The following is a 6,903-nucleotide window of genomic DNA, read 5'->3' as shown; positions in this document are numbered from 1 at the left end:
CCACCGCCCCTACCACCGCCCGCGACATGCGGGTATGGCTAATATCTGAGTCATCCAGCATGGTGTGACGACAGCCCAGAATAGTGCCCCTGGGATCGGCCTCAGCCTTGGCAAAAATATTGACGATTTGCGTCGCTGGCTGGCCGGTGTTGGCAACGGCCTGGTGTATTGCGTCCAAATCCAGGGCGTGGTGCATGACAGCCTGGCCGATCACCAGGTTGCCGGTGGCGTGGGCGGCATTCCCTAGCACAAAAATTTCGCAGTTTTGCAGCTCGACCCCCGCTGAGGCCGACGCCGTTTTTGAGTAAATCTCAAAGTTACGGCCAATCATATCTGGGGTCATGGGGTCGGGCCCTAGTTCCCCCAGGGCCAGGGCCACCCCCAGGGCAGCGGCCCCCCGAGAATCTGCCATCGACTGGTAGCTGCTGCGCTTCAGCCCCTCGGCCTGAGTCGCCTGCACCAGCGGGCATTTAATCTGTACAAAGCTCGCCTGCTCAGGCTGCAACCCTGCCTCGGCCAGGGCGACATGCACCGCCTCGGCCACGGTCTTGACCATGGCTAACGCCCCAATCTCATCAGGGGCAAAGGGGCGGGTGCGGCTGACCCCCATCACCAGCCCCCAGTGTGGCATAGCATCGGGCGCACTGGGCTGGCGGGTGAAGACATTCAGGTGGGGGCTCAACACCCCCTCCGTGCCCCCCGACATGATGTAAACAATCTCCTTCGCCGCCCCTGGCCCCAAAACCTGGCCCAGGTAGTTTTTTAAGGTCTGGGTGGCAAACCCTCGGGTGAAGTCATTCACACAGCCGTTGCCCTCGGTCTTGCCCAAAACAGCAATAATATGGCTTGGGTTCAGGGTACCCGCCTGAATTAAGGCATCCAAACCGGAGATATCATCGGGGCTGGCCTGGGGAATTTTGTGCAGATCAATGTGCATGGAGCCGATGGGTCAGAGCAACGATCATCACAGCCAGCGGACAAAGCGCTTTTCAAGTACGACAAAAATGCCGTAGAGCGCTACCCCCATCACCGCCAGAGCTAGCAGAGATAAAAACGCCAGGGGCACATTAAAGCTAGAGCTAGCCGAGAGAATGACATAGCCAATGCCGCCGTTAGAGGCCACGGTTTCGGCAATGACAGAGCCGATAAAAGCCTGGGAAATCGCCACCTTGAGGGAGGCAAACAGGTAGGGCATGGTGTGGGGCAGGCCTACTTTTTGAAAGATCTCAAACCGGGATGCCCCCAGCGAAACCAGCACATCCTGCATTTCGGGCTCGACCGTGGCCAGGCCAATGGCGACATTGACCGCGATCGGAAAAAAGGCCAGTAAAAATGCGGTCAGAATCGCTGGTACGGCCCCAATGCCAAACCAGATCGACATCAGCGGCACCAGGGCCACCTTGGGAATGGTGTTGAACCCAATCAACAGAGGGTAAATCGTCAGGTTGGCCAGCTTAGAATAGCCAATCACAAAGCCCAGCAGCACTCCCAAAACCAGCGCCATTAGGAACCCCACCACCGTGGTAAACAGGGTGATCCAGGCATTTTTAGCCACCGCAGCACCCCACTGAGGAATTTCCGCCAGAATGGCGGAGGGGGCCGGCAGGATAAACTCTGGAATCGAAAATAGCCGCACCGATACTTCCCAGACCACAAACAGCAGCACGGTGGTGGCCAGGGGTAGCAGATAAGCCCCATGCTTAGAATCCACCAGGGATTTAAACCCAGGCAGGGCAATATCGGTTTGGATGGGCTCGGTCACAACCATGGCAACTCTCTTTAATCAGTGGGTTTACTGGGGCATGCCCCCTTGAGCTGAGGTAACGTCTGGCTAAGATTCTTCCTAGAGGTGGGCATTGCCCACCCTTGCATCTTGAGCATCTTCCTTAAATTGTAGGTGTTAAATTGTAGGTGTTATTGGGGGAACAAGCCCACAGGTCGAGTTTCTGGTCAAGCGATTCGGCTATCCCTCCAGTACTCGGCCCCACAAGTCGCTAGAATCAGTTAAAGCAGTATGAGTGGCTTAGCACGATGATCCCAACCGTTATTGAGCAATCCGGGCGTGGCGAGCGCGCGTTTGACATTTATTCCCGCCTATTGCGGGAGCGCATTATCTTTTTGGGGCAGCAAGTAACGGCCGACTCAGCCAACCTGATTGTGGCCCAGATGCTGTTTCTCGAAGCCGAAGACCCCGAAAAAGACATTTATCTGTATATTAACTCTCCCGGCGGTTCTGTCAGTGCTGGGCTGGGCATTTACGACACCATGAACCACATTCGCCCCCAGGTCTGCACCATTTGCGTGGGGCTGGCGGCCAGCATGGGGGCCTTTTTGCTGACAGCGGGCGAAAAGGGCAAGCGCATGAGTCTGCCCAACTCGCGAATTATGATTCACCAGCCTCTAGGCGGTGCCCAGGGGCAAGCCACCGATATTGAAATTCAGGCGAAAGAGATTCTCTACCTGAAAAAGCAGCTCAATGAGGCGATGGCCAATAACACCGGTCAACCCCTCGATAAAATTGCCGAAGATACCGAGCGTGACTTTTTTATGAGCCCGCAGGAAGCTGTCGCATATGGCCTGATCGACCAGGTGATCGATCGCACCTCGGTAGGCAGCCGCCCCATGATCGTGAAGTAGGGGCCATTGCTAGGCTCGCTATGCCATGATCTCTCAGCCCAGAGACTACGCCCTTTAGGTAATTTCTTCAGGCTAGGCGCTACCGAAGGCGGGTTGGGTCTCGAGGTAGAGCAAAAACTCTAGCAGCTCATCGTCGGTGAGGTCATGGCGCGATCGCTTGCCGTAGGTTTTTTCTAAAAACTCGCGGCCTTGATTGACATCCCATCCCAGTCGCTGAAGCTCAACATCGGTCTGGGCAATAATATCTGACAGATCAATCGGGGCGACTTGCCCGATCTCTAAATCGATAAAGTCGTCGGTAAATTGATTGTCACTGGCAGCCAGCGGGGTTAACGACAATACCTTCGGGGCAGGCGGTACAGCCAGGGCAATGGGTGACGAAACCATCGTGGGCAATAGCGTTTCATGGTCTGACTCTAGCGGCGGGTCTAGAGCAGGCAGCTCGGGCACAGCCGCCCTGGGAGGTAGTTTAACAGGGTACTCAGCAGTCAGAGCTGGGGTGGGTGGGGCTTCATCCACCGAAGACGGGTCTAACGTAGCCAACCCCAACCGTTCTAGGGCCCGCTTTGTGGCCAGATCTTCGGCCTGGGTTAGATCGGTATGGGTACCCATACCGCAGGCCAGAGTCACGCCCTCGGCCCCGACACACACACGCACCACATAGAGACCATCGTGGATGGTGAGCAGATCAGAGGTCAGACTACCCTGGGGATATGCTTGTCGAAATTGCAGCAGTAGCGAACTCAGCACGCCAGACGTCTCCCCTGTGGGTGAATGGTAACCGTACTATTCTAAGAAAGCGGAGCGCGTTAGACTGAACTCATTACGCTGCCAGCCAGGCAAGTTAAGCGCAGACCAGGGCTAGCCCCTCACTGTCTTGCGACCGCAGGCTAGGTAGGCGTTGTGCTTTTAACCCAAACCCTTACGATGGCTGCCCTAGGCGGCTAACTTAAGCTAATGCTAGACCGATTGCTCGATATCTCTACCAACTTTGGCGTCGATACCCTACTGCTGCTGCCAGTGTTAATTGCCCTGGAGGCAGTGCTGTCGGCAGACAATGCGATCGCATTAGCGGCGATCGCCCAGGGTCTCGATAGTGAAGCCATGCAGCGTCGGGCGCTCAATCTAGGGTTGCTAGTAGCCTTTTTGTTGCGGGTAGGCCTCATTTTAACCGCTGGCTGGGTACTGCAATTTTGGCAATTTGAGGTGATGGGGGCCGCCTACCTGCTGTGGCTGGTATTCAAACACTTCACCGCTAGCGATGACGATGGCCATGCCCACCAACCCCGATTTGCCAATCTGTGGCAGGCGATTCCGGTTATTGCCTTTACTGATCTGGCCTTTTCCCTCGACAGCGTCACCACTGCTCTGGCCCTATCCGATGATGTGCTGGTGATTTTGCTGGGGGGCACTATTGGCATTATCACCCTGCGGTTTATGGCGGGGCTATTTATCCGCTGGCTAGAAGAGTTTGAGCATCTCGAAGATGCGGGCTTTATTACCGTGGCCTTTGTGGGTATTCGCCTGCTGCTACGGGTAATCGACTCTGGCCTAGTGCCCCCAGAATGGGTCATGGTGCTGATGATTACCCTCGTCTTTGCCTGGGGGTTTTCCCAGCGCACCGAAACTGCACAAGCTGTGGCGGCAGAGCCTGCGGCCAATGGCACGGTGCCTACCATCGCCGAGTTGGAGGCTGAGCACAGCACTCCTTTGAAGGCTAAGTCTGGTCAAGATGAGCCTACCCCGGCCCTACCGCTCCAGCATGACTAGTGCTGCTCGCCAATATCATTCCAGGTAAGAACACCAATCGCTCCAGCCGCCAGCGTAAAGCTTGGCCATGGGTCGCCCGGCCAGGGTTTGACTCAACAAGTTGACGCAGGCCGTGACGCCAGAGCCACAGTAGACGATGACCTCATCGGCGGCATCGAGCGCAGCCCAGTGATCGGCCAGCTGCTCAGGAGGTTGCATTTGGCCAACGGAGTCTGAGACAGCTTGCCAAAAATAGTTCACCGCGCCGGGAATACTGCCCGCGATTGGGTCAATGGGTTCGACTTCGCCCCGATAGCGCTCGGGCGATCGCGAATCAATCAGCATCGAGCCCTGCTGACGGCGGCGCACGTGATCAATATCTACGACCCAGTTCTGGCGCTGAGCCGGTATAAAGTTCCCGGGCCGGGCCTCGGGCTGCGCCGTGGTGACGGGGTTACCTGACTGTACCCACCCACCCCAGCCGCCGTCTAAAACGGCGACGTTGTCGTGCCCCAGATAGCGCAACAGCCACCACAAACGCGCGGCAAATGCAAATTGTGAGTCATCGTAGGCGACCACCAGGGTAGAGTCTGACCCCTTAGACATCACTCCTATGGTCGTCAGCAGGGTCGTCAAATCTTCTATCGGGGGGAGAGGATGTCGCCCACCGTGACGCTGCACCGGGCCAGACAAATCTTGGTTTAGATCCACATACCAGGCCCCAGGGACATGGCTCTGGGTATATTGCTGGCGACCCTGGTGCGGGTCAGCTAAGGCAAAGCGACAGTCCACCACCACCACCAGAGGGTCGTCCAGATGCTGGGTCAGCCAGGCCGTAGAAACCAGGTTGCGAGGACAAGTCATAGCCAAGAAACAGGAGTCTAGAAGTAGGATATAAGGTGCAAAGCTACCGACGGTCAGCTCTTTGCAGTCTGTGGATGCTATTTACAGATGTCTCAATAGTTTACGGTCAAACCGTTTCAGCAGCAGACCACAATCGTCGAGACGCACATCATGACTAGGGAACCGCCATCGAGTACTGACGCGCTCAAAGCCGACATTCAATCAGCCACAATCTGGATTATTGCCCTCAGTATCAGTCTGATGGTGCTGGGCATTTTAGCCATCTTGATGCCGAGAATCGCCTCAGCCTTGTTTACCGCTGCCATTGGCTGGATAGCTTTGGGCGGGGGCCTGATTCAGTTGATTCAGGCCTGGCAGGCAAAAGTCGTCTGGGGGCTTTGGCTCAGCTTTGGGGCGGGTATTTTTTATACCATTGCTGGCCTTTACCTGCTATTGAATCCTCTGAAAGCAGCGGCAATTCTGGCCCTGGTTTTTGGCCTACTGCTCATTGTCGAAGGTATTTTCACCATCACGATGGCGTTTGTCTACCGTGTTGGGGGCAGAATGTCGTGGTTTGTCGCTATTAATGGCATCATCACGCTGATTTTAGGCATTTTGGCCATCAATCGCTGGCCCATTAACGCGCGCTGGCTGATTGGCTTATACCTAGGCATCAGCCTGTTGCTAAGTGGGGCTTCGCTGTTAGGATCAGCCCTGGCGGCTCGCCAGGATGCAGCCTAGGATCGCGATACCAATGCCCAGTGACTACATTTTTTTTGCTCAGCATGGCTGGGCCGACACCAACCAGGCCATGCTGACGCTGGCCAAGCGGTTGACCAGCGAGAATGCCCAGGTGGTCGTCCCCTGTCTGAACTACGCCATGACCTGGCTGCGCATGGCGCCTCTAGTGGACGAAGTGGATGCCATAGCCACCAGTACCCTGGGTCAATACCCTCATTTGCCGCTGCGCATCGTTGGTCATTCGATGGGGGGGCTGATTTGGCTAGAGGTGCTAAATCGGCATCCTGACTGGTGGCAGCGGGTCGATTTTTTGGTTTTGGTGGGGTCACCAGTGGGCGGTGCAGACTTGGGCCGCATTCTCGACCCGCTGCAGGTGGGGGTAGGGGTGGCGGCTGACCTAGGGCGCGATCGCCGCCCTTTGGCCAGTCGTATTGCCGCCGCTATAAACACCCTCTCTATTGCCGGAGATGTCGATGGCGGTAGTGACGGCACGATCACCGTAGAAAGTACGCGGGTACCCAACGCGCAGTTTGTCTGTTTGCAGGGCATTAGTCATTCAGCGCTGCGCTGCCATCCTCGGGTAGTCGATCAAATTCAGCAATTTTGGCAGGGCCAGGTTCTCAGCGCCCCGCTATGGCTGCATCCCCTGGTAGAGCGGCTGCGTCAGATACCGGGCATGACCGATGCCCATCGACGCGACTTTTCCCTGGCTACCCCCTGGCACACCTTTGCCGATGGCACCAGCATCTGCCTGTGGTGCAGCCCGGTTGGCATTTATCACGTGTTTTTGACCTCGGCCCAGGCAGACTGCCTCTACTCAGGCTATGTGGGCTGGCTGCATGTTGGCGATATGTGGCGAGAACTGGAAGCCCTCCGCGCTGACCCAACGTTAAGTGCTGCCTCAGAACCTTGAGGTTTCAGCTATTGCAGGGG

Annotated in this window: 8 protein-coding genes; 4 read left to right on the top strand and 4 right to left on the bottom strand. The window is 56.5% G+C overall.

Annotated features, from left to right (window positions below):
- Positions 1–937 (bottom strand): ring-opening amidohydrolase (locus IQ254_RS28545; protein WP_193969539.1); only part of this gene is annotated, 937 nt, incomplete at its 3' end.
- A 27-nt stretch (positions 938–964) separates the two neighbouring features.
- Complete coding sequence (locus tag IQ254_RS28540) at positions 965–1,768, bottom strand: ABC transporter permease (RefSeq protein WP_193969538.1); 804 nt, start codon at positions 1,766–1,768, stop codon at positions 965–967.
- A 263-nt stretch (positions 1,769–2,031) separates the two neighbouring features.
- On the opposite strand from IQ254_RS28540, the gene clpP reads away from it, so the two are divergent.
- A complete protein-coding gene (gene clpP / locus IQ254_RS28535) occupies positions 2,032–2,637 on the top strand; it encodes an ATP-dependent Clp endopeptidase proteolytic subunit ClpP (protein WP_193969537.1) in 606 nt (201 codons plus the stop codon).
- Positions 2,638–2,709: 72 nt separating this feature from the next.
- Here clpP and IQ254_RS28530 read toward each other — a convergent pair whose 3' ends face one another.
- Positions 2,710–3,387, bottom strand: coding sequence for a hypothetical protein (locus IQ254_RS28530; RefSeq protein WP_193969536.1), 678 nt, complete (start codon positions 3,385–3,387; stop codon positions 2,710–2,712).
- 207 nt (positions 3,388–3,594) lie between these two features.
- On the opposite strand from IQ254_RS28530, the gene IQ254_RS28525 reads away from it, so the two are divergent.
- Positions 3,595–4,407: a TerC family protein gene (locus tag IQ254_RS28525; RefSeq protein WP_193969535.1), complete on the top strand. Its 813-nt coding sequence runs from the start codon at positions 3,595–3,597 to the stop codon at positions 4,405–4,407.
- 15 nt (positions 4,408–4,422) lie between these two features.
- On the opposite strand, the gene IQ254_RS28520 is transcribed toward IQ254_RS28525, so the two are convergent.
- Positions 4,423–5,250, bottom strand: a complete 828-nt coding sequence (locus IQ254_RS28520) for a sulfurtransferase (protein WP_193969534.1) — start codon at positions 5,248–5,250, stop codon at positions 4,423–4,425.
- A 150-nt stretch (positions 5,251–5,400) separates the two neighbouring features.
- Between IQ254_RS28520 and IQ254_RS28515 the strand changes: the two genes are divergently transcribed.
- The gene (locus tag IQ254_RS28515) at positions 5,401–5,970 is read left to right on the top strand and encodes an HdeD family acid-resistance protein (protein WP_193969533.1); all 570 of its coding nucleotides are present in this window, start codon (positions 5,401–5,403) and stop codon (positions 5,968–5,970) included.
- A gap of 13 nt (positions 5,971–5,983) precedes the next feature.
- Complete coding sequence (locus IQ254_RS28510) at positions 5,984–6,883, top strand: triacylglycerol lipase (RefSeq protein ID WP_193969532.1); 900 nt, start codon at positions 5,984–5,986, stop codon at positions 6,881–6,883.
- Positions 6,884–6,903 lie beyond the last annotated feature (20 nt).

Origin of the sequence: Nodosilinea sp. LEGE 07088, from assembly GCF_015207395.1 — a bacterium.
In the GTDB taxonomy this organism is placed as follows: Bacteria; Cyanobacteriota; Cyanobacteriia; order Phormidesmidales; family Phormidesmidaceae; genus Nodosilinea.
This window is presented reverse-complemented; position numbering and strand designations above follow the sequence as displayed.

Excerpts from the sequence above, each read along its gene's own strand:
- IQ254_RS28540 (WP_193969538.1), bottom strand. The coding sequence starts at position 1,768 with ATGGTTGTGACCGAGCCCATCCAAACCGATATTGCCCTGCCTGGGTTT.
- IQ254_RS28510 (WP_193969532.1), top strand. The coding sequence starts at position 5,984 with ATGCCCAGTGACTACATTTTTTTTGCTCAGCATGGCTGGGCCGACACC.
- IQ254_RS28520 (WP_193969534.1), bottom strand. The coding sequence starts at position 5,250 with ATGACTTGTCCTCGCAACCTGGTTTCTACGGCCTGGCTGACCCAGCAT.
- IQ254_RS28525 (WP_193969535.1), top strand. The coding sequence starts at position 3,595 with ATGCTAGACCGATTGCTCGATATCTCTACCAACTTTGGCGTCGATACC.
- clpP (WP_193969537.1), top strand. The coding sequence starts at position 2,032 with ATGATCCCAACCGTTATTGAGCAATCCGGGCGTGGCGAGCGCGCGTTT.
- IQ254_RS28515 (WP_193969533.1), top strand. The coding sequence starts at position 5,401 with ATGACTAGGGAACCGCCATCGAGTACTGACGCGCTCAAAGCCGACATT.